Source organism: Bacillus amyloliquefaciens DSM 7 = ATCC 23350 (assembly GCF_000196735.1).
Lineage (GTDB): Bacteria > Bacillota > Bacilli > Bacillales > Bacillaceae > Bacillus > Bacillus amyloliquefaciens.
This window is the reverse complement of sequence record NC_014551.1, coordinates 2,486,528-2,505,857: the sequence shown is the minus strand read 5'-3', so window position 1 is coordinate 2,505,857 and position 19,330 is coordinate 2,486,528. Positions and strand designations below refer to the sequence as shown.

The window sequence follows — 19,330 nt, the reverse complement described above, 5'->3', positions numbered from 1 at the left end:
CAGGAGGAATATGGAAAATGAATCAAGCTTCCGTATTAAAAATCGCGGCAAAAGCATGCGACGATAAACGTGCAGAAGATATTTTAGCGCTGGACATGGAAGGAATCTCACTTGTAGCGGATTACTTTTTAATCTGCCACGGGAATTCTGATAAACAGGTTCAGGCCATTGCGCGTGAAATTAAAGATCAGGCAGAAGAAAACGGCATTGATGTCAAAAAGATGGAAGGGTTTGATGAGGCTCGCTGGGTTTTAGTTGATCTCGGCGACGTCATTGTCCACGTTTTCCATAAAGATGAAAGAAGCTACTATAATCTTGAAAAGCTATGGGGCGACGCGCCGCTCGCAGAGCTTGAACTCGGCTTGAACTCATGATTTACCAAGGCTTCGCCGGTGTATATGACGAGTTAATGTCACATGCGCCGTATGATGAATGGGCGGGCTGGATCGAAGCGTCTCTTCCGGAAAAGGGAAGGGTGCTTGATCTTGCCTGCGGAACCGGAGAAATATCCATCAGGCTTGCTGAAAAAGGCTGCGAAGTCACGGGGATTGATTTGAGTGAAGATATGCTGAGCTGTGCCCAGCAGAAAAAAACGGGAAAGCCGATTCTTTTTCTCCAGCAGGATATGAGAAAGCTTTCCGGTTTTGAAGAACAGTTTGATGCCGTAGTCATCTGCTGTGATTCCCTAAATTACTTAAAAACGAAAAATGATGTCTTAAGCACCTTCAAAAGTGTTTTTCAAGTTTTGAAGGAGGGCGGCCTGCTTCTGTTTGACGTCCATTCCCCGTATAAAATGACGGAGCTTTTTCCGGACAGCACCCATGCGGATCAGGATGAGCAGATCAGCTATATCTGGCAAAGCTTTGCCGGCGATGAAGAGCTTTCTGTCATCCATGATATGTCCTTTTTCGTATGGAACGGACAATCTTATGACCGCTATGACGAGACGCATGAGCAAAAAACATTTTACATTGAAGAATATAAACAAATGCTTGCAGAGACCGGATTTGAACTGAAGAAGGTGACGGCTGATTTTACAGACCGGCCTCCTTCAACAGAGTCTGAACGTCTTTTCTTTACGGCAGGCAAACCAAAAACCATCGTTTAAACGGAACGATGGTTTTTAAAATGCATTTTTTGCGATTGGCGCGATAAAGCTCTTTATGGCATACTCAGTTACACGTGAAATTGCTTCTTCACTAACGATATATCTTCATCGTATTTGTCATGTGTACGCTGAAAGACACGATTGAACATATCCTGAACACCGCTTTCGAGAGCCTTCAGTCCTTCTCCGGTGACGCCGCCTTTTACGCATACTTTTTCCTGCAAGGCGGGAAGCGTGTAATGCCCCGTTTCAAGAAGCTTTCCGAGACCGACAAGCATTTCTGTCGACATAATCACGGCTTCTTCTTTGGTGATGTCCGTTTCTTCCACTGCCGCGTCAATAAAGCGCTGAACGAGATAACTCATAAAAGCGGGCCCGCAGCTGACAATGTCTGACGCCGCTCTTGTAATGCCGCTGCTGATTTCCACAGGTTTTGAAATATGAGTGAACAGTGTTTGAATATCTGCTTTTGCTGCCTCGCTGCAGCTTTTGCCGAACGTAACAAGCGAGACGCCGGCCAAGGCGCGGTTCGTAATGCTCGGAATGACGCGGGCCGTCTGACACGGAACCGTATGTTCAATCTGATCCGTCTGAACGGGGCTGGTAATGGAGATTAAAATGTGATCTTTCCGTAAATGCGGTGTGAGTTTTTTCAGCAAAGGATATATATCCAGCGGTTTTACACAAATGAATATTATTTCATTATCCTGTACGAGCTTTTCCTGATCCTCAATGACATGGATGCCGCTGAAACGTTCTTTTAGTTTTAATGCTTTTTCGATTGTTCTGTTTGTGATGGTGATATGTGAGGGATCGGCAGCGTTTGATTCGATAAACGATTCAATCAGGATCGTTCCCATGTTTCCGGTGCCGATAAAGCCTATTTTCAATGAATTCCCCTCCTTTTTCCCTTAATCCTCTAAACCTTATGCGGGGAGGCAATGCAATATGACGAAAGCGATGATGACGGAGCGGCTGCGGCGGAACCTGAAAATTCTGGGCGCTTGTCTTGCGGCAGGGGCGGTTTTTATCTGTATTTGGCTGTTTCGTTCTGAAAAGGAAGAGCCGGTCAAACAGCAGTCCGTGCTCGGCCAAACAGCCTCAGCCTCCGTCGCGGACAAAAAAGACACCGCAGACGATAAGATTATGATTGATGTGAAAGGTGCGGTCCGAAATCCCGGCGTGTATGAAATGAAAGCGGGAGACAGAGTGACGCAAGCCATTGAAAAAGCCGGAGGCCTGAAGAAAAAGGCGGATGAATTGAATGTTAATTTAGCAGAGCAGCTGCAGGACGGGACGATTGTTTATATTCCGAGTGAAGGCGAAGAAGAGAATCACCCGAAAACAGCAGCGGGTGAAAAGGAGAATGCAGCTGTCAATATCAATACGGCATCTTTGGACGAACTTCAGGCGATTTCCGGGGTGGGGCAGAAAAAAGCGGAAGCCATTATCGCCTACCGAGAAGAAAACGGACGGTTTCAGACTGCTGAAGATTTGATGAATGTATCAGGCTTTGGAGAAAAGTCATTTGAGCGGATAAAAACTTCCATTACGGTAAAGTGAATTGACGGTTCTGCTTAAATCTATGTAAACTTAGAAAAGCAACAAGACTTTTTGGAGGGAACACTTGTGGAACGAATCTCATGGAATCAATATTTTATGGCGCAAAGCCATTTGCTGGCGCTGAGAAGCACATGTCCGAGACTGTCAGTCGGGGCAACCGTAGTCAGAGATAAGCGGATGATTGCCGGCGGATACAACGGCTCAATTGCCGGCGGCGTCCATTGCGCTGATGAAGGATGCCTTTTAATAGATAATCATTGCCAGAGGACCATACATGCAGAGATGAATGCGATTCTGCAATGTTCTAAGTTCGGTGTTCCGACGGAGGGCGCCGAAATTTATGTGACGCATTATCCTTGTATTCAATGCTGCAAATCAATTATCCAGGCAGGCATCAAAACGGTCTATTATGCCGAAGATTACAAAACACAGCCTTATGCAAAAGAGCTGTTCAGCCAAGCCGGAGTCAAGGTGGAGCAGGTCGAACTTGATGAAATGATCATCGATCTGAAAAACCGCGAAAAATTGTCTTTTGTAGCAGGTCTGATTCAGCAATTATCTGATGCGGGAGTTAAGGCAGATGAACTGAAAAAAATTCATGAACAGGCCAATGAGCTGTTTACCAGTTACGTATAAATGAAATATAAATACCTTCTTCTGCCTCTGGCGGCGGTTTCTGCAACTGCGGGAATTGCCGCCGCTCATGTCTTCTGGGTTCTGCTCCTTTTTCTTCTGTATCTTCTCTTTATTATGATAAAAACAAAGCAGCCTGCTCCGGTTGTTGTCTGCCTCGTTTCTTTTTGTGTTTATTTCTTTCTTTATACGGTTTGTGACGCTGCGAATGTAACGCGGTATCAGGCCGGCAGTTATACTGAACAGGCCGTCATCACTAATATTCCGAAGGTTGACGGAGCGAAAATGTCAGCCGTTATCCGTACACATGACAAGGAAAAATGGGCGGCTTCGTATAAAATCCGGTCTCTTGAGGAAAAGAGACTCATTGAACAGCTTGAACCGGGGATGCGTTGCACGTTTACAGGCTCTCTGGAACAGCCTGCACATGCGACGATTCCCGGAGGTTTTGATTATAAGGAATATCTTTACTCTCAGCAGATTCACTGGTTATTTTCCGTGACTTCCATTGAGCAGTGTGAAAAATCCAAACAGCCGCTGTTTAAACTGCTGAACTTCAGAAAAAATTTGATTTCAATCATTCGGAATCACGTACCTGAATCTTCCGCCGGAATTGTTGAAGCGCTGACCTTAGGTGAAAGATTTTCTATAGAGGACGATATACTGAGTGCATATCAAAATTTGGGAGTCGTTCATTTAATGGCGATTTCCGGAATGCATGTCGGTCTTATTACGGCGGGACTATTTTATGCTCTGATCAGAATCGGGCTGACAAGAGAAAAGGCGGGGATGTTGCTGCTGCTGTTTTTGCCGGTGTATACGCTGCTGAGCGGTGCCGCCCCATCCGTATTGCGCGCATCCCTCATGCTGGGATTTTATATCGCCGGAACTCTTGTTAAACGCGGCATTCATTCCTCTGCTGCATTGTCTCTGTCTTATCTGCTGCTCCTGCTGTTTAATCCTTACTTCCTTTGGCAGGCGGGCTTCCAGCTTTCCTTTGCGGTAAGCGCCTCTTTAATTCTGTCATCCTCCATTTTAAAGAAAGCGGGGAAAAGCAGACTTGCCGGGCTTGCGATGGCCTCATTCATTGCAGAGCTCAGCTCACTTCCGTTTCTTCTCTATCATTTTCAGCAAATTTCACTTGTCAGTTTTCCGATGAACATGGTGATGGTGCCATTTTATACGTTATTTGTCATTCCGGTTTCTGTCATCGGCTTCCTTCTTCTTTTGCTTTCAAGGCAGATGGGAGAATGTTTGTTTGATATGTTTGACCTTGTGATGAAGCCTGTGCATGATTTCATTACATATGCGGCATCCGTTGATTTATTTACTATGATTGTGTCAAAGCCTGACTTTCTTTCCCTTCTTCTGCTTGCGGTTTCCGTTTTTACGCTTTTTGCGGCTTTGGAAAAGGGAGGTTTTTTAAAACTCAGGAAATCGGCTCTTTTTTTCTGCGCGGTTTTGGCTTATTTAATATGCCGTCCGTATTTCAGTCCATGGGGAGAAGCGGATATGCTTGATATCGGGCAGGGAGACTCGCTGTTTATAAGCGCGCCGCACCGCAAAGGGACCGTAATGGTTGATACAGGGGGAGTGATTGCTTATCCCGGAGAATCATGGAAAGAAAAACGCCACCCGTATTCTATCGGCGAGAAGGTTTTGATTCCGTTTTTAAACGGAAAAGGGGTGAAAAAGCTGGATGCGCTGTTTTTAACCCATGCGGATCAGGATCACATCGGAGAAGCCGGAGTGTTAATCAAAAATCATAGAGTCAAACGGTTAATTGTCCCCGTGGGATTCGTAAAAGAACCGAAGGATCAGAACATATTAAAAATGGCGAAAGAAAACAACATTCCCGTTGCCGAAGCAAAGCGGGGCGACACCATTACAGCGGGTGATCTTCAGTTTCAGGTGCTGTCTCCGGAGTCATCTGACGGAAAGAGTAAAAATGATTCATCACTGGTGCTTTGGACGGTTTTAGGCGGAGTGAGCTGGCTTTTGACGGGAGATTTAGAATCGGACGGCGAAACAGAAGTGCTGAAAACGTATCCGAAACTGAAGGCTGATATATTGAAGGCGGGTCATCACGGCAGCAAAAGCTCAACGAGTGAAGCCTTTTTGAAACAGCTTCAGCCGGAAGCAGCGCTGATTTCAGCAGGAAAAGAGAATCGATACCATCATCCGCATGAAGAAGTGCTGGATCGTTTGAAGGCGTACTCTGTCAATGTGCTTCGCACCGATATCAGCGGAACGATTCAATACAGATTTGAAAAAGGCGCCGGAACGTTTTCCGTCTTCCCTCCATATGATATAGAAGAAACCAGGGCGCAAGAAGTAAAAAAGACTGCCGATTGACAGCAGCCCGGAATGCGGCTAAGAGCCGATAAGATGGATGGCTGTTGCCATCACGAACAAAAAGGCGAAAAATCCGAAGGACACGACAAAACCGACAGCTGAGTCAACAGCATCATTTCGTTTGCTTTGAACGTTTTTTTCAAAATCATTCAATTTCATCCCTCCTGACTTCCCTAAGTATACTGGAATTGTTTTGAAAAATCTAGAAGTGATGGTAACGTTTTCTGTTCTTGTGATTATCGCCTTTTTACAAGCAGACCCGGGAGCTTGTGAATCAGGCGTTTATTATAAATGAGGAAGCTGTCCTTTTTAAAGCTTCCTCTTTACTATTTGCCGAACTCAATTTAGGATAGAAGGGGATCAAGAAAGAGAGGAAGTCATACGATCATGGTATTTGATGTTTGGAAAGCCCTGAAAAAAGGGGATGTCCGCTCCGTTTATTGCTTATACGGAAAAGAAACGTATCTGCTCCAAGAGACTGTCAGCCGGATCAGACAAGCTGTCGTTGATGAGGAGACTAAAGATTTTAACCTGTCTGTTTTTGATCTTGAAGAGGATCCGCTTGACCAGGCCATAACCGATGCGGAAACGTTTCCGTTTATGGGAGAGAAGCGGCTGGTTATCGTAAAAAATCCGTCTTTTTTAACAGGGGAAAAAAAGAAAGAAAAAATAGAGCATAATACAAGCGCTTTGGAGACTTACCTGAAGGAGCCTGCGCCTTATACGGTCTTTGTGATTGTGGCTCCGTATGAAAAGCTGGACGAACGGAAAAAGCTGACGAAAGCGCTGAAGCAAAAAGCCCTTATGATTGAAGCTAAGGAGCTGAATGCAAAGGAGACGACTGATTTTACGATTAATCTGGCGAAATCCGAAAATAAAACGATGGATACAGAAGCTGCCGAGCATTTGGTTCTGCTTGCAAACGGCCATCTGTCTTCCATATATCAGGAAATACAAAAACTCTCCGCCTACACCGGTGACAGACATGAGATCACGCTTGAAGATGTCCGGGAGCTTGTCGCAAGAAGTTTGGAGCAGAATATTTTTGAGCTGATCAACAAAATCGTGAACCGAAAACGGACGGAAAGTCTTCAAATATTTTATGATCTTTTAAAACAAAACGAAGAACCGATCAAAATTATGGCGCTGATCGCCAACCAATTCCGTCTGATTATGCAGACAAAGTATTTTGCGGGACAAGGATACGGCCAAAAGCAAATCGCTTCCAACTTAAAGGTGCACCCCTTCCGGGTAAAGCTGGCGATGGATCAGGCGAGGCTATTTTCTGAAGAAGAGCTGCGGCGTATTATAGAAAGGCTCGCAGTGATGGATTATGAAATGAAAACGGGGAAAAAGGACAAGCAGCTCTTGCTGGAGCTCTTTCTCCTTGAGCTTCTCGGGACTGAATGAAAAAAACGATCCCCGTTAAAGGGATCGTTTTTGTATTATGCAGAAAGTCCGTTCACTTGTTTCGCAAGTCTAGATTTGTATCGAGCTGCGGCATTTTTGTGTACAAGACCTGTTTTCACTGCTTTATCAATGCGTTTCGCTGCTTCAGAAAGAGCAGTTTTCGCTTTATCCGCTTCGTTGTTAGCAACAGAAGCTTCAACTTGTTTGATTGCAGTACGCATAGCAGATTTGATTGTCGCGTTATGAGCGCGGCGTTCGTTGTTTGTTTTTGTACGTTTAATCGCTGATTTAATGTTTGGCATGTGTTTCACCTCCTAAGATACAACCTGTAGCACAGTGTCTTAAGGTTAAATCTTCTTCACAATAGAACAAATTGTATTCTATCAAACAGAACTTTAGATTGCAATATAAATGTAAAGTATTTTTCGTTGATGGGTAAATTCGCATGATTCGTTTTGTAAATGGTCACACTATATACCACGATGATTGAAGGAGGTCTTTCCTGTGAAAAACAACGAACTGGATGTCAATCAATTTCTGATACGGACGGATTTAGCGGTAGAAACGAAACAGGCGGTAAAAGACGGACAAGCCGGTCAGACAAAAGAAATAAACGGGTTTATTGAAAAAGAACGCGACAAGGGCGGCATTAAAGTCAGAACCGTCGATATTACCAAAGAAGGCGCCGAGCTATCGGGGAAAAAGCAGGGACGCTATGTCACGATCGAGGCTCAAGGGGTTCGGGAACACGACTCTGACATGCAGGAAAAAGTAACGGAAGTGTTTGCCGAGGAATTTTCCGCCTATCTGTCGGCATTAAAGATTCCAAAGGATGCAAGCTGTTTGATCGTCGGTCTCGGCAACTGGAATGTGACGCCGGATGCGCTCGGCCCTCTCGTGACCGAAAACCTTCTTGTGACAAGGCATCTGTTCAGGCTTCAGCCGGAAAACGTACAGGAAGGGTACAGGCCGGTCAGCGCGCTTGCTCCCGGTGTGATGGGATTAACGGGAATTGAAACGAGCGATATTATTCAAGGTGTGATCAAAGAATCAAAGCCGGATTTTGTGATTGCGGTAGACGCTCTTGCGGCAAGAGCCGTTGAAAGGGTGAACACGACCATCCAATTTTCTGATACGGGCATTCACCCGGGATCAGGCGTCGGCAATAAGAGAAAAGAATTAAGCAAGGAAACGCTCGGCATCCCCGTCATCGCAATCGGGGTACCGACTGTCGTTGATGCGGTTACGATCGCGAGCGATACGGTGGATTATATATTAAAGCATTTCGGCAGAGAGATGAAAGATGACAGCCCGTCAAGATCTCTGGTGCCCGCCGGAATGAACTTCGGCAAAAAGAAGGTGCTGACAGACGAAGATCTTCCCGGAGAAAAAGAACGCCAATCCTTTCTCGGTATTGTCGGCACGCTGGACGAAAACGAAAAACGCCAGCTGATTCACGAAGTGCTCTCTCCGCTCGGCCATAATCTGATGGTCACGCCGAAGGAGATTGACACCTTTATTGATGATATGGCGAACGTGCTTGCAAACGGGTTAAACACCGCCCTTCATGAAAAAGTGTCACAAGATAACAAAGGTTCTTATAATCATTAAAATGGTTCTACCTCCTCTAGCTTGTTCATAGAGTAATTACTAGACAAGCGCTGGAGGGATTCAAATCATGAGAAAAAAACGCAGAAACCGTCAAATTGTCGTTGCAGTAAACGGTGGAAATGCGCTCAAGGGCATGTTTTTGTTTATGACAAGCCTTATCGTTATTTTCGTATTATCGGGTGTGCTCACATCGCTTCGCCCTGAACTGAGGCTTTCTTCGGATTCTCTTCACGGAATTGCCGGAGAACTTCCGGGTGACGCGTTTGCACACCTCCTCGGTATGGAAAATCATTATTTCGCCTCAGAGCTTCCTGAAAAAGACTCTTTTCAGTTGTCCCGGCTTTCCTTAAAACTGGCGACAAGTATTAATATGGAAGACCCGCGGAGTTTCTTGGGACGTGAGCTGCCGGGATTTGCCCAATACGATACGGAGATCCTTCTGGCGGGGCAGGGGACGGATTATACGAATATGCCTGCTGAATCTCCGCCGCCGTCGAAGGTGATGGAAAAAGAAAAAGAAGTGAACCTGGCAGAAATCGAAAACAAAACGAAAAAAGAAGAAACGGCGCCGCCGAAACATTCAACAGGCAGCAAAAAAGTCGTTTTTATTTACCACACTCATAATACCGAATCTTATCTTCCTCTGTTAAAGGGGGAAACAAATCCTGATAACGCCCGCCATTCGAAGGCCAATGTCACGCTTGTCGGAGATATGTTCGGAAAAGCGCTTGAAGCGCAAGGTGTAGGAGCGACCGTAGATAAAACCGACATTCAGGCCCGCCTGAACAAAGACGGCTTAAATTATGCGCGAAGCTATGACGAATCAAGGCCGGTCGTAAAAAGCGCGCTCGCCAAAAATAAAAATCTGCAATATACCATAGACATTCACCGGGATTCCCGCCGCAAGAAAAATACGACAGCCGACATCAAAGGAAAAAGCTATGCCAGAGTCGCCATCGTGGTCGGCAAAAAAAGCGCTAATTTTGAAGAAAACTATAAACTCGCAAGTGAACTTCATAAGCTGATGGAGAAAAAATACCCCGGCTTAAGCGTCGGTGTTTTATCAAAAGGCTCTCCGGGAGATAATGGAGTATACAACCAGGATTTAAACGACAGGTCGCTTCTGCTGGAATTCGGGGGCGTGGATAACAATCTTGAAGAACTGAGGCGCGCATCAGATGCCGTGGCCGATGTGTTCAGCGAACTGTACTGGGATGCAGACAAGGTCAGCTCGCAATCAGGAGAGAAGAAAAAACAATAGAAATCAGGTGATTCGAATGATCCGTTTTACCGGCAAATGCCTGCTGATCGCCATTGTCATGTTTTTCGGCGTTTTGTTCGGCATGCAGCAGGCAAACAGCGGAATGCTTGATATGAAAGGATACAAAGATCCCTCCTTAAAAGGAGCATTCACGCTCGGCGGCGGAGAAGGACAGGAAAAAGAAGCTTCCATTTTGGGGCAAACCGTTACGGCGAAAGATCTGGAAGAAAAACAAAAACAGCTGGAACAGGCGGAAACCTTCAACCTGTTTTCAAAAGCGGGAGAAACCCTTTCAAATACCGTGACGGACTCGGCGCAGGCGATGTACGAGTGGGTTTCGAAACTGAACCGATAGCATTGATGAAGAGAAAAGCGGATGATTCCTTAAAGGAAGCTTTTCTCTTTCTTGTTTTAATTGAATGTTTACAATCCTATTGATATAATCTAAGCTAGTGTATTTTGCGTTTAATAGTAGGAGTGATAGATTGTGACAGATAAAGAAAAGCGTTTAGAGAGGCAGTCAAGAATCCGGAATTTCTCCATCATCGCCCATATAGACCACGGCAAATCGACCTTGGCGGATCGGATTTTAGAAAAAACATCGGCGATCACCCAGCGGGAAATGAAAGAACAATTGCTTGATTCAATGGACCTTGAACGCGAACGGGGAATTACCATCAAATTAAATTCCGTTCAGCTGAAATACAAAGCAAAAGACGGAGAAGAATATATATTCCATCTCATCGACACGCCCGGACACGTCGACTTTACATATGAAGTTTCGCGAAGCCTGGCTGCCTGTGAAGGCGCGATTCTCGTTGTTGATGCGGCTCAGGGAATAGAAGCGCAGACATTGGCGAACGTCTATCTGGCGCTTGATAATGATCTTGAGATTCTTCCTGTCATTAATAAAATCGATCTTCCGAGCGCAGAGCCAGAACGTGTGCGTCAAGAGGTTGAGGACGTTATCGGCCTTGACGCTTCAGACGCCGTCCTCGCTTCAGCGAAAGCGGGCATCGGCATCGAAGACATTTTAGAACAGATCGTAGAAAAAGTGCCGGCTCCCGCGGGAGATCCGGAAGCTCCGCTGAAAGCGCTCATCTTTGACTCGCTTTATGACGCGTACCGCGGAGTCGTCGCGTATATCAGAGTCGTAGAAGGAACGGTCAAACCGGGCCAGAAAATTAAAATGATGGCAACCGGAAAAGAGTTTGAAGTCATTGAAGTCGGCGTCTTTACGCCGAAAGCGCAGCCGGCTGACGAATTGACAGTCGGTGACGTAGGCTATTTGACAGCCGCAATCAAAAACGTCGGCGACACCCGTGTCGGTGATACGATCACGAGCGCGGTTAAGCCTGCGGCAGAAGCGCTTCCGGGCTACCGCAAACTCAATCCGATGGTATACTGCGGACTTTATCCGATTGACACAGCCAAATATAATGATTTGCGCGAAGCTCTGGAAAAACTTGAATTGAACGATTCATCTCTTCAATACGAGGCGGAGACGTCACAAGCCCTCGGCTTCGGTTTCCGCTGCGGTTTTTTAGGAATGCTTCACATGGAAATCATTCAAGAGCGGATTGAACGGGAATTTAAAATTGACCTTATTACGACCGCGCCGAGCGTTATTTATGACGTTTATATGACGGACGGCGAAAAGATCATCGTGGATAACCCGTCAAACATGCCTGACCCGCAAAAAATAGAGCGGGTGGAAGAACCTTATGTCAAAGCGACGATGATGGTTCCGAACGATTACGTCGGAGCGGTTATGGAGCTTTGCCAGGGGAAACGGGGCAACTTTATCGATATGCAGTACTTAGACGCCAACCGGGTCAGCATTGTATATGAGATGCCTCTTGCGGAAATCGTATATGAATTTTTTGATCAGCTGAAATCCAGCACGAAAGGGTACGCCTCTTTCGATTACGAGCTGATCGGCTACAAACCGTCCAAACTCGTCAAAATGGACATTATGCTGAATGCAGAAAAAATTGATGCGCTGTCATTTATCGTGCACCGCGATTACGCATACGAGCGCGGGAAAGTCATCGTCGAAAAATTGAAAGAATTGATTCCCCGCCAGCAATTCGAAGTGCCCGTACAGGCAGCGATCGGACAGAAAATCGTGGCCCGCTCAACCATTAAGGCCATGCGGAAAAACGTCCTTGCAAAATGTTACGGAGGAGACATCTCGCGGAAACGGAAGCTTCTTGAAAAACAAAAAGAAGGAAAACGCCGGATGAAGCAGGTCGGCTCGGTAGAAGTGCCGCAGGAAGCGTTTATGGCCGTTCTTAAAATGGATGACAGCCCGAAAAAATAACGGAAGCCGCCGCAGTCCCGCGCTGCGGCTTCTTTCTGTAAAGAAGAAGGTGTTTCAAAATGAAATCAGCTTATATTCATATTCCGTTTTGTGAGCATATCTGCCACTATTGCGATTTCAATAAATATTTTATTCAGAGCCAGCCTGTCGATGAGTACTTAAACTCACTCGAAAAGGAAATGATAAACACAATAGAACGGACGGGACGCCCCGATCTCCGCACGATTTTTATCGGGGGAGGCACGCCGACATCGCTCTCACCCGACCAGCTGGAAAAATTGATGGATTCCATTCACCGTGTGCTGAAACCTTCTGACGGACTCATAGAATTTGCCGCGGAAGCGAATCCGGATGATTTGTCCCCGGAAAAATTAAAAATCATGAAAAATGCCGGTGTCAACAGGCTGAGCTTCGGTGTTCAAACCTTTGAAGATGAGCTTTTACAAAAAATCGGCAGAGTGCATAAACAAAAGGACGTATTCACTTCCTTTGAACGAGCGAGGGCTCTCGGCTTCGACAACATCAGTCTCGATTTGATGTTCGGCCTGCCGGGTCAGACGCTGGCCGACCTTGACAATTCCGTCAAAACGGCTTTGTCTCTTGATGCGGAGCATTATTCCGTTTACTCGCTGATCGTAGAGCCGAAAACGGTGTTTTATAATTTAATGCAAAAAGGCCGTCTGCATCTCCCGGCGCAAGAACAAGAGGCCGAGATGTATGAAACGGTCATGAGGCAGATGAGTGAAGCGGGCATCCGTCAATACGAGATCAGTAACTTTGCAAAGCCCGGATACGAGTCGCAGCATAATCTGACGTATTGGAGCAATGAAGCGTATTTCGGTTTTGGCGCAGGCGCTCACGGGTATATCAGCGGCACGCGCACCGTCAACGCCGGGCCTGTGAAACATTACATTCAGCTCATCGAAGAAAAGGGGCTGCCTTATCGTGACACGCACGAGGTGACACGTGAGGAGCAGATTGAAGAAGAAATGTTCCTCGGTCTCAGAAAAATGTCCGGCGTACAAAAGCAAGCTTTTCTCGATAAATTCGGACGCTCGGTTGACGAACTGTTTCCCGATGTTCTCAAAGATTTAACCGAAAAAGGCCTGATCTGTGACACGGAAGAATCGGTTGCATTAACGCATGAGGGCAAATTATTAGGAAATGAGGTTTTTGGCGCTTTTTTGGGTGAGTTATAATTGACATTTTTCTTTTGGTTTGTTACTTTTGATATAGAATTAGCACTCGCTGACCTTGAGTGCTAACAGGGGTGATGATGATGTTAACAAATCGTCAGCTGTTGATCCTGCAAGTGATTATTAATGATTTTATACAATCAGCGCAGCCTGTAGGATCAAGAACTCTTTCAAAAAAAGACGAGATTACATTCAGCTCTGCAACGATCAGAAACGAGATGGCTGACTTGGAGGAATTGGGCTTTATTGAAAAAACCCATTCATCCTCAGGACGGATTCCGTCGGAAAAAGGGTACAGGTATTATGTCGATCATTTGCTGTCACCCGTCAAGCTGACAAAAACCGATCTGGATTTAATTCACTCGATATTTAAAGAAAAAATCTTCGAGCTGGAAAAAACAGTCCAAAAATCAGCGCAAATCCTGTCCGATCTGACAAACTACACATCGATTGTCCTCGGGCCGACGCTGAGCGAGAACTATCTTAAACAGATTCAAATCGTTCCGATCCAGCCGGATAAGGCGGTCGCCATCCTCGTCACGAACACGGGTCATGTCGAAAACCGCACCATCAATTTTCCGGCTAAAGTGGATTTGGCCGATATTGAAAAACTGGTCAATATATTAAACGATCGATTAGCGGGCGTGCCGATGGACGAACTGAATGAGCGTATTTTTAAAGAGGTTGTCACATATTTAAGGCAGCATATTGCCAACTATGACAGCATTCTCGAATCGCTCCGATCCACATTCCATCCGGCGACCCATGTTGAGAAATTGTTTTTCGGCGGAAAAATCAATATGCTGAATCAGCCGGAGTTCCACGATATTGAACGGGTCCGCTCGCTCTTATCCTTAATTGAAAAAGAGCAGGATGTTCTGAAGCTGTTTCAGTCATCAAAAGCCGGGATTTCAATCAAAATCGGGAAAGAAAATGACTACGAAGAAATGGAAAACTGCAGCTTAATCACGGCCACCTATACTGTTGATACGAAGCAGATCGGATCAATCGCCATCATCGGGCCGACACGCATGAATTATTCAAGAGTCGTCAGCCTGCTGCAGCACGTGACTTCGGACTTGTCAAAAGCATTCACAAGTTTGTATGATGAATAAGGGAATTTTGGCAATCATTTTCAGTCATCTTTTTACAGCATTTGAGGGAGGTGAACACAATGTCAGAAGAAAAACAAACCGCAGAACAGGTTGAAGCAGCAGAACAAGAAGAAATGACAGAACAAGCCGCTTCAGAAGAACAGCATGAAGAAACCGTTGGTCAGGAAGAAGACCTTCAGCACCAAATTGATGAATTGCAGGGTTTGCTTGATGAAAAAGAAAACAAGCTTTTGCGTGTTCAAGCAGACTTTGAAAACTATAAACGACGCAGCCGCCTTGAAATGGAAGCTGCTCAGAAATACCGTTCTCAAAACGTCGTAACGGAAATCCTTCCGGCTCTCGACAACTTTGAACGGGCTTTACAGGTAGAAGCTGAAAGCGAGCAGACAAAAAGCTTGCTGCAAGGTATGGAAATGGTCCGCCGCCAGCTGATAGACGCCCTTGAAAAAGAAGGCGTTGAAGCCATCGAAGCTGTCGGTCAGGAATTTGATCCGAACCTTCACCAAGCCGTAATGCAGGTCGAAGATGAAAACTTCGGCAGCAATATTGTTATCGAAGAACTGCAAAAAGGCTACAAACTGAAGGATCGCGTTATCCGTCCTTCAATGGTAAAAGTGAATCAATAACTACATAGCAGGAGGTAATTCAAAGTGAGTAAAGTAATCGGAATTGACTTGGGTACGACAAACTCATGTGTGGCAGTGCTTGAAGGCGGCGAGCCTACAGTTATCGCCAATGCTGAAGGAAACCGTACTACTCCGTCAGTCGTTGCATTTAAAAACGGCGAGCGCCAAGTAGGGGAAGTGGCAAAACGCCAATCAATCACAAACCCTAACACAATCATGTCTGTCAAACGCCATATGGGTACTGACTATAAAGTAGAAATCGAAGGAAAAGACTACACGCCTCAAGAAGTGTCAGCTATTATCCTTCAGCATCTGAAAGCATACGCTGAAAGCTACCTGGGCGAAACAGTTTCAAAAGCTGTTATCACGGTTCCGGCATACTTCAACGATGCAGAGCGTCAAGCGACAAAAGATGCCGGTAAAATCGCCGGTCTTGAAGTAGAGCGTATTATCAACGAACCGACTGCAGCAGCGCTTGCATACGGACTTGATAAAACGGACGAAGACCAAACCATTCTTGTATACGACCTTGGCGGCGGTACGTTTGACGTATCTGTTCTTGAACTTGGCGACGGCGTGTTTGAAGTCCGTTCAACTGCCGGTGACAACCGTCTTGGCGGGGACGACTTTGACCAAGTCATCATTGATCATCTCGTAGCAGAATTCAAAAAAGAAAACGGCATTGATCTTTCAAAAGACAAAATGGCGCTTCAGCGTTTGAAAGATGCAGCTGAGAAAGCGAAAAAAGACCTTTCCGGCGTATCATCTACGCAAATTTCTTTACCATTTATCACAGCGGGAGAAGCAGGTCCTCTTCACCTTGAGCTGACATTGACCCGCGCTAAATTTGAAGAGCTTTCCGCTCATCTTGTTGAACGCACAATGGCTCCTGTCCGTCAGGCTCTTCAAGATGCGGATCTTTCTGCAAGCGAAATCGACAAAGTTATTCTTGTCGGCGGATCTACACGTATTCCTGCCGTACAGGAAGCAATCAAAAAAGAAACAGGTAAAGAAGCGCATAAAGGCGTAAACCCTGATGAAGTTGTAGCGCTTGGTGCTGCGATTCAAGGCGGCGTCATCACAGGAGACGTAAAAGACGTTGTACTTCTTGACGTTACACCGCTTTCTCTCGGTATTGAAACAATGGGCGGCGTGTTCACGAAACTGATCGACCGCAATACGACAATTCCGACGAGCAAGTCTCAAGTATTCTCAACTGCAGCTGACAACCAAACAGCTGTTGACATTCACGTGCTTCAAGGTGAGCGCCCGATGTCTGCCGACAACAAAACGCTCGGCCGCTTCCAGCTTACTGATATCCCGCCTGCACCGCGCGGCGTACCGCAAATCGAAGTTTCTTTCGATATTGACAAAAACGGTATCGTAAACGTAAGAGCGAAAGACTTAGGCACAGGAAAAGAACAAAACATTACAATCAAATCTTCTTCAGGTCTTTCAGATGACGAAATCGAACGCATGGTAAAAGAAGCGGAAGAAAACGCTGACGCTGATGCGAAGAGAAAAGAAGAAATCGAAGTCCGCAACGAAGCTGACCAGCTTGTGTTCCAAACGGAAAAAACTCTAAAAGACCTGGAAGGCAAAGTGGACGAAGAGCAAGTGAAAAAAGCAAACGACGCGAAAGACGCGCTGAAAGCAGCTATCGAGAAAAACGAAATTGAAGAGATCAAAGCGAAAAAAGATGAGATTCAAACAATCGTTCAAGAGCTTTCCATGAAGCTTTATGAAGAAGCGGCAAAAGCGCAGCAGGCTGAAGGCGGAGCAAACGCTGAAGGCAAAAAAGCGGACGATAACGTTGTCGATGCGGAATACGAAGAAGTAAAAGACGACGAAGCGAAAAAATAAGTTCTTTCCGCAGAAAGCGGAAGAACACACAGCATATTCTGATTCAACAGACAGAAAGTCAAAGTCAGGCATCTCTTGGCTTTGACTTTTTTTCTTGCCCGGGATAAAAGGAATTGAAAAAACATAATTCAAAATGATACAATCTAATTTATGTGAGAAATTCGGGAGAGTGAAGCGAGATGAGTAAGCGTGATTACTATGAAGTGCTTGGAGTAAGTAAGAGCGCTTCAAAGGATGAAATCAAAAAAGCCTATCGGAAGCTTTCAAAAAAATATCATCCTGATATCAATAAAGAATCCGGAGCAGATGAAAAATTCAAAGAGGTAAAAGAAGCATACGAAGCGCTCTCAGACGACCAAAAACGCGCTCAATATGATCAATTCGGCCATACTGACCCTAATCAGGGCTTCGGAGGCGGATTCGGCGGCGGGGGAGACTTCGGCGGTTTCGGTTTCGATGACATCTTCTCAAGCATTTTCGGCGGCGGCACGAGACGCCGTGATCCGAATGCACCGCGGCAAGGCGCTGATCTGCAGTATACAATGACACTGTCATTTGAAGATGCGGCTTTCGGAAAAGAGACGATCATTGAAATTCCCCGCGAAGAGAATTGCGAAACATGTAAAGGCTCTGGCGCAAAGCCGGGAACAAAGCCGGAAACGTGCTCGCACTGCGGAGGTTCAGGCCAGCTGAATGTCGAACAGAACACGCCGTTTGGCAAAGTGCTTAACCGAAGAGTCTGCCACCACTGTGAAGGAACAGGGAAAATCATCAAAAACAAGTGTGCGGACTGCGGCGGCACGGGCAAAGTGAAAAAACGGAAAAAAATCAACGTTACGATCCCTGCCGGTGTGGACGACGGACAGCAGCTGCGCGTTCCGGGTCAAGGTGAACCGGGTGTAAACGGAGGTCCTCCGGGAGATCTGTTTGTCGTATTCCATGTGCGCGCCCACGAGTTCTTTGAGCGTGACGGAGATGATATTTACTGTGAAATGCCGTTAACGTTTGCCCAAGCGGCACTCGGAGACGAAGTGGAAGTGCCGACGCTTCACGGAAAAGTGAAATTGAAAATTCCTGCCGGCACACAAACCGGCACAAAATTCAGATTAAGAGGCAAAGGCGTGCAGAATGTCCGGGGCTACGGACAAGGCGACCAGCACATTGTCGTCCGCGTCGTCACACCGACAAATCTGACAGATAAACAAAAAGACATCATCCGCGAGTTTGCTGAAGTGAGCGGTAACCTGCTGGATGAACAAGAAATGAGTTTCTTTGACAAAGTAAAACGCGCATTTAAAGGCGAGTAATGATTGGATAGGAGTTGGTAGTTTTGAAATGGTCCGAAATCAGCATTCACACAACACATGAAGCGGTCGAACCCATCTCAAATATTTTGCATGAAGCTGGTGCGAGCGGGGTTGTCATCGAAGATCCGCTTGATTTAATGAAAGAGCGTGAGAATGTTTACGGGGAAATCTACCAGCTCGACCCCAATGATTACCCCGATGAGGGTGTCATTGTCAAAGCGTATCTGCCGATCAACAGTTTCCTGGGCGAAACGGTCGACGGCATTAAAGAGACGATTAATAATCTGCTGCTGTACGATATTGATTTGGGCAGAAACAAAATCACCATTTCTGAGGTTAATGAAGAGGAATGGGCGACAGCTTGGAAAAAGTATTACCATCCTGTGAAAATTTCTGAAAAGTTCACGATCGTTCCCACATGGGAAACATATACACCGGTGCATACGGATGAACTGATTATCGAAATGGATCCGGGCATGGCATTCGGTACGGGAACGCATCCGACAACCGTTCTGTGCATTCAGGCGCTTGAGCGTATCGTTCAAAAAGGAGACCGTGTCATTGATGTCGGCACGGGTTCTGGAATTTTGAGCATCGCAGCCGCCATGCTTAAGGCTGAATCGGTTCATGCGTATGATCTTGACCCGGTCGCTGTTGAAAGCGCGCGTCTGAATGTGAAATTGAACAAAGTGAGCGATACGGCCGAAGTGAAGCAGAATAATTTGTTAGACGGCATCACGGGCGAACATGATGTCATTGTCGCAAATATTTTGGCTGAAGTGATTCTCCGCTTTACATCGCAGGCGTACAACCTGCTCAAAGACGGAGGCCATTTTATTACTTCAGGCATTATCGGCCAGAAAAAACAGGAAGTAAAAGAAGCGTTGGAAAAAGCCGGCTTTACCATCATAGAAATTCTGTCTATGGAAGATTGGGTCAGCATCATCGCGAAAAAATAA

18 protein-coding genes and 2 pseudogenes are annotated in these 19,330 nt (G+C 46.0%); 17 read left to right on the top strand and 3 right to left on the bottom strand.

The features are described 5' to 3' along the window. Nucleotides 1-17 precede the first annotated feature (17 nt). A complete protein-coding gene (rsfS, locus tag BAMF_RS32920; RefSeq protein ID WP_003152864.1) occupies nt 18-374 on the top strand; it encodes a ribosome silencing factor in 357 nt (118 codons plus the stop codon). After that, nucleotides 371-1,108 carry a class I SAM-dependent DNA methyltransferase gene (locus BAMF_RS32915; RefSeq protein ID WP_013352944.1) on the top strand — a complete coding sequence of 246 codons (738 nt, stop codon included), beginning with the start codon at nt 371-373 and terminating at the stop codon, nt 1,106-1,108. The genes rsfS and BAMF_RS32915 overlap by 4 nt, the downstream gene beginning before the upstream one ends. 68 nt (nt 1,109-1,176) lie before the next feature. On the opposite strand, the gene comER is transcribed toward BAMF_RS32915, so the two are convergent. Further along, nucleotides 1,177-1,998, bottom strand: coding sequence for a late competence protein ComER (gene comER / locus BAMF_RS32910; RefSeq protein WP_013352943.1), 822 nt, complete (start codon nt 1,996-1,998; stop codon nt 1,177-1,179). Nucleotides 1,999-2,056: 58 nt separating this feature from the next. On the opposite strand from comER, the gene BAMF_RS32905 reads away from it, so the two are divergent. The 3 genes from BAMF_RS32905 to BAMF_RS32895 all read left to right on the top strand — a co-directional run bounded on the left by BAMF_RS32905 (nt 2,057) and on the right by BAMF_RS32895 (nt 5,659). Next, complete coding sequence (locus tag BAMF_RS32905; RefSeq protein ID WP_013352942.1) at nt 2,057-2,671, top strand: helix-hairpin-helix domain-containing protein; 615 nt, start codon at nt 2,057-2,059, stop codon at nt 2,669-2,671. A gap of 66 nt (nt 2,672-2,737) precedes the next feature. After that, nucleotides 2,738-3,307 carry a ComE operon protein 2 gene (locus BAMF_RS32900; RefSeq protein WP_003152868.1) on the top strand — a complete coding sequence of 190 codons (570 nt, stop codon included), beginning with the start codon at nt 2,738-2,740 and terminating at the stop codon, nt 3,305-3,307. Beyond that, nucleotides 3,308-5,659 carry a DNA internalization-related competence protein ComEC/Rec2 gene (locus tag BAMF_RS32895; RefSeq protein WP_041481655.1) on the top strand — a complete coding sequence of 784 codons (2,352 nt, stop codon included), beginning with the start codon at nt 3,308-3,310 and terminating at the stop codon, nt 5,657-5,659. 18 nt (nt 5,660-5,677) lie between these two features. Here BAMF_RS32895 and BAMF_RS40855 read toward each other — a convergent pair whose 3' ends face one another. Continuing rightward, entirely contained in the window at nt 5,678-5,812 is a 135-nt protein-coding gene (locus BAMF_RS40855) for a YqzM family protein (RefSeq protein WP_003152870.1), read from the bottom strand. A 40-nt stretch (nt 5,813-5,852) separates the two neighbouring features. Here BAMF_RS40855 and BAMF_RS41320 point away from each other — a divergent pair. Further along, a pseudogene (locus BAMF_RS41320) lies at nt 5,853-6,007 on the top strand (hypothetical protein). 39 nt (nt 6,008-6,046) lie between these two features. Further along, nucleotides 6,047-7,088, top strand: a pseudogene (gene holA, locus BAMF_RS32885) (DNA polymerase III subunit delta). A gap of 16 nt (nt 7,089-7,104) precedes the next feature. Here the strand turns inward: holA and rpsT are convergent. Next, nucleotides 7,105-7,371: a 30S ribosomal protein S20 gene (gene rpsT / locus BAMF_RS32880; RefSeq protein WP_003152876.1), complete on the bottom strand. Its 267-nt coding sequence runs from the start codon at nt 7,369-7,371 to the stop codon at nt 7,105-7,107. Between the two features lie 202 nt (nt 7,372-7,573). Here rpsT and gpr point away from each other — a divergent pair, with 202 nt between their 5' ends. The 10 genes from gpr (at nt 7,574) to prmA (ending at nt 19,330) form a co-directional block, all read left to right on the top strand. Further along, on the top strand, nt 7,574-8,680 hold the full coding sequence (gene gpr, locus BAMF_RS32875) for a GPR endopeptidase (RefSeq protein WP_003152878.1): 1,107 nt from the start codon (nt 7,574-7,576) through the stop codon (nt 8,678-8,680). A gap of 67 nt (nt 8,681-8,747) precedes the next feature. Continuing rightward, on the top strand, nt 8,748-9,941 hold the full coding sequence (gene spoIIP / locus BAMF_RS32870) for a stage II sporulation protein P (protein ID WP_013352939.1): 1,194 nt from the start codon (nt 8,748-8,750) through the stop codon (nt 9,939-9,941). A gap of 16 nt (nt 9,942-9,957) precedes the next feature. After that, nucleotides 9,958-10,296 (top strand): YqxA family protein, encoded by a 339-nt coding sequence (locus tag BAMF_RS32865; protein WP_007408270.1) that lies wholly within the window; start codon nt 9,958-9,960, stop codon nt 10,294-10,296. Nucleotides 10,297-10,428: 132 nt separating this feature from the next. Further along, entirely contained in the window at nt 10,429-12,264 is a 1,836-nt protein-coding gene (lepA, locus tag BAMF_RS32860; RefSeq protein WP_013352938.1) for a translation elongation factor 4, read from the top strand. Between the two features lie 59 nt (nt 12,265-12,323). Continuing rightward, nucleotides 12,324-13,463: a radical SAM family heme chaperone HemW gene (gene hemW / locus BAMF_RS32855; RefSeq protein ID WP_013352937.1), complete on the top strand. Its 1,140-nt coding sequence runs from the start codon at nt 12,324-12,326 to the stop codon at nt 13,461-13,463. Nucleotides 13,464-13,543: 80 nt separating this feature from the next. Next, nucleotides 13,544-14,575: a heat-inducible transcriptional repressor HrcA gene (gene hrcA, locus BAMF_RS32850; RefSeq protein ID WP_013352936.1), complete on the top strand. Its 1,032-nt coding sequence runs from the start codon at nt 13,544-13,546 to the stop codon at nt 14,573-14,575. Nucleotides 14,576-14,634: 59 nt separating this feature from the next. Beyond that, a complete protein-coding gene (gene grpE / locus BAMF_RS32845) occupies nt 14,635-15,201 on the top strand; it encodes a nucleotide exchange factor GrpE (protein WP_013352935.1) in 567 nt (188 codons plus the stop codon). Nucleotides 15,202-15,225: 24 nt separating this feature from the next. Further along, nucleotides 15,226-17,064, top strand: coding sequence for a molecular chaperone DnaK (gene dnaK, locus BAMF_RS32840; RefSeq protein ID WP_013352934.1), 1,839 nt, complete (start codon nt 15,226-15,228; stop codon nt 17,062-17,064). Between the two features lie 179 nt (nt 17,065-17,243). Further along, nucleotides 17,244-18,371 carry a molecular chaperone DnaJ gene (gene dnaJ, locus BAMF_RS32835; protein WP_013352933.1) on the top strand — a complete coding sequence of 376 codons (1,128 nt, stop codon included), beginning with the start codon at nt 17,244-17,246 and terminating at the stop codon, nt 18,369-18,371. Between the two features lie 23 nt (nt 18,372-18,394). Beyond that, nucleotides 18,395-19,330, top strand: coding sequence for a 50S ribosomal protein L11 methyltransferase (gene prmA, locus BAMF_RS32830; RefSeq protein ID WP_013352932.1), 936 nt, complete (start codon nt 18,395-18,397; stop codon nt 19,328-19,330).

Coding starts and splice junctions, on each gene's coding strand:
- rsfS (WP_003152864.1), top strand. CDS start 18: ATGAATCAAGCTTCCGTATTAAAAATCGCGGCAAAAGCATGCGACGAT.
- BAMF_RS32915 (WP_013352944.1), top strand. CDS start 371: ATGATTTACCAAGGCTTCGCCGGTGTATATGACGAGTTAATGTCACAT.
- BAMF_RS32905 (WP_013352942.1), top strand. CDS start 2,057: ATGACGAAAGCGATGATGACGGAGCGGCTGCGGCGGAACCTGAAAATT.
- BAMF_RS32895 (WP_041481655.1), top strand. CDS start 3,308: ATGAAATATAAATACCTTCTTCTGCCTCTGGCGGCGGTTTCTGCAACT.
- rpsT (WP_003152876.1), bottom strand. CDS start 7,371: ATGCCAAACATTAAATCAGCGATTAAACGTACAAAAACAAACAACGAA.
- spoIIP (WP_013352939.1), top strand. CDS start 8,748: ATGAGAAAAAAACGCAGAAACCGTCAAATTGTCGTTGCAGTAAACGGT.
- BAMF_RS32865 (WP_007408270.1), top strand. CDS start 9,958: ATGATCCGTTTTACCGGCAAATGCCTGCTGATCGCCATTGTCATGTTT.
- hemW (WP_013352937.1), top strand. CDS start 12,324: ATGAAATCAGCTTATATTCATATTCCGTTTTGTGAGCATATCTGCCAC.
- hrcA (WP_013352936.1), top strand. CDS start 13,544: ATGTTAACAAATCGTCAGCTGTTGATCCTGCAAGTGATTATTAATGAT.
- grpE (WP_013352935.1), top strand. CDS start 14,635: ATGTCAGAAGAAAAACAAACCGCAGAACAGGTTGAAGCAGCAGAACAA.
- dnaJ (WP_013352933.1), top strand. CDS start 17,244: ATGAGTAAGCGTGATTACTATGAAGTGCTTGGAGTAAGTAAGAGCGCT.